The sequence below is a fragment of the Streptomyces sp. NPDC005728 genome (assembly GCF_040630895.1).
Lineage (GTDB): Bacteria > Actinomycetota > Actinomycetes > Streptomycetales > Streptomycetaceae > Streptomyces.
In genome coordinates, this window is the sequence record NZ_JBEXYL010000261.1 from 1 (window position 1) to 2,388 (window position 2,388).

The following is a 2,388-nucleotide window of genomic DNA, read 5'->3' on the forward strand; positions in this document are numbered from 1 at the left end:
CCAACGAGCTCCGTTGCTCTACGCCGGAAACCCCTCACTCCCCCTTGCGCGACCTGCGAAAACGCTAACTTCCCGGCCTTGGGGGACGCCTCAGTCCGAGGCCCGTCTGCGCACAGGTGTCGATCAAACCGGATCAGCTGGGCGGCGGCCCCGGGGGTATTGCCCCATCAGCGGATTATTGGCCGAAGGGTGACGTACCGAAAGGGTTACTACCGAAGGGATTCCCGCCGAACGGATTCCGGCCGAACGGGTTGTCACCGAACGGGTTGTCACCGGAGGGGTTGCCACCGGAGGAGGTGTCACCGTTCTGACCCGCGGAGTCCCCAGCGGACGGATTGCTACCGGAGGACTCGCCACCGGGAGCGGTGCTCGGCTCACCGGAGGACTCGTCACCAGGAAGGGTGCCCGGCTCACCAGAGGGGTCGTTGGCGGGTGGTTCCGCGCAGGGGTCCTCAGCGGCGAGGCTGTCCTGATCATCACTCAAGCCCAGGGACTCACCGTCGTCCGGTGCGGTGGCGACCTCTGCGGGGGCGTCGCTGGAGTTGCCGGTTGTGTCCGGTGTGCAGTTGTCCGCCGTGACGTCATCGCCCGAGTTGGCGTCGATCCAGTCACGGAAGGCGCTGACGTCCGTATAGATCTCATTTGACGCCCCGCAGAGGTCACCGCCGTCTGCGGGACGGCTGGTGACGCCGGCGAGTACCAGCTCACCTCCATCCTCGAAGAGCGCAGGCCCGCCAGAGTCGCCGAAGCAAGGAGCATCGGACTCAGTGGTCCCGATGCACAGTTCGGCGTCGGCGTCGAACCCGCCACCCACGTCGCAGCCCGAGTCGTCAGCCACCGCCGTGTCAAGCTCCTTCAGGCCGTCCGGAGGTGCGCATGTTCCATCGGTGCATGTATCTCCCCAGCCGAGCAGGCGGACCGGTGTGCCGGGGGGCGGGCTGGAGTCGGCCAACCGGACCGGAGCTGCGTGCACCGGCTCGGCCAGCTTCAACAGCTCGATGTCAGTGCCGACGGTGTCGTCTGAATCGTCGAACATGCTCGTGTGCGCGACCTCCACGAGTTCTCCACCGCCGGAAGCACTGTTCGAGCCGATGCGCACGAACAGCCCGCCGTCTTCCGAGAACCCTTCGCTCCCCGACTGCTCGTCGTCCTGGGGAAGTTCACCATCCGCTGCCAGTGTGCTGTCCGCTGACTGTCCGGCGTCCCCTGCCTGCTCGCTGTCCGGTAGGAGGCAGTGCTTGGCGGTCACCATGGTCGTGGAGTTGATGAGCGCTGCTCCGCACATGTGCTGGCCGTCGGAGGTCTGCAAGGACCCCATGAATGAGTACTCACGCGATGCCTGCCCCCCGCCGACAATCGCCAGGGCAGCAGTCGCCGCTCCGCCCGCGAGGCACATCACCAGCAGGACAATGAGAAGCGGCCGACCTCGAGGCCGCCGCCTATGCACAGATATACTCATATTTACGTATGCTGCCCTCAAGTTCAGCGGTGAGTCCCTCACGGTCACCGGTCCGGCACTCAGTGAAGAGACAACGATCGTTCGCTGCATCCTCTCCAGGGACGAAAACCCGGCACTGAACCTACTGACCGAAAGCAGGGAACGCGCTCACAGCCCATCACTGGGCAAACTGCAATCCATCGGCAGCAGACCGACGACATAGGGATGCCCTGGCAACGTGTCCTGCCGGGGCATCCCCACTCCCTCCCCCAGTTTTCGAACTCGGCTGGTGTGAGGTAGCCGAGCGTGGAATGCCGACGGCGCCGGTTGTAGTACGACAGCCAGCGGAACAGTTCCAGTCGAGTCTGTGCCTTCGAGGTCCAGGGCCTTCCGTGGAGCAACTCGCGCTTGAGACCCTGGAAGAACGACTCGGCGAGGGCGTTGACGCTGATCGGAAAATCGAGTCCCGTGGCGTCCGGGGCGAATTTCCGGACCACGAGGTCGGGCCGGGTGGCGGCCCGCGGGTCAGGAACCGTGGTCACGTGCCGTCGTCTGCGGTGTCGGCCCTCAAGTCCGGCCGCACGCATCAGCCGGGCGATGCGGCGGCGGCCGCATCCGGCACCCTCCCGCTTGAGCACGGCATGCACGCGCGGGACTCCGTAGGTTCCGCGCGATCGCTCGTGAACTGCGGTGATTTGCTGGGTCAGTTCGGCGTCTTGGACCGCGCGGGGACCGGGCTTGCCCGTGCGGCGGGCGTAGAAGGCGGTGCGGGAGACCTTGAGCAGTTCACACACGCGCTTGACGCTGTGACCGTCCTGCTTCTCCGCCTCGATGAACGGGTGCACCGTCACCGGGTCTCCTTGATGCTTCTATGTCAAGCACCTCTGTCAAGCAGCCAACTCGATGACTTCTGTGGCGGGTTGGTCCTGGAGGCGTTGTGCGGACTCGTC

General features: G+C 65.5%; 2 protein-coding genes. Both read right to left on the bottom strand.

Annotated features, from left to right (window positions below; all coding sequences use genetic code 11):
- Positions 1–175: 175 nt before the first annotated feature.
- Positions 176–1,459: a trypsin-like serine protease gene (locus ABZ471_RS48360; protein WP_359075540.1), complete on the bottom strand. Its 1,284-nt coding sequence runs from the start codon at positions 1,457–1,459 to the stop codon at positions 176–178.
- 59 nt (positions 1,460–1,518) lie between these two features.
- Complete coding sequence (locus ABZ471_RS48365) at positions 1,519–2,289, bottom strand: IS3 family transposase (protein ID WP_359075542.1); 771 nt, start codon at positions 2,287–2,289, stop codon at positions 1,519–1,521.
- Positions 2,290–2,388: the final 99 nt, after the last annotated feature.

Coding starts and splice junctions, on each gene's coding strand:
- ABZ471_RS48360 (WP_359075540.1), bottom strand. CDS start 1,459: ATGAGTATATCTGTGCATAGGCGGCGGCCTCGAGGTCGGCCGCTTCTC.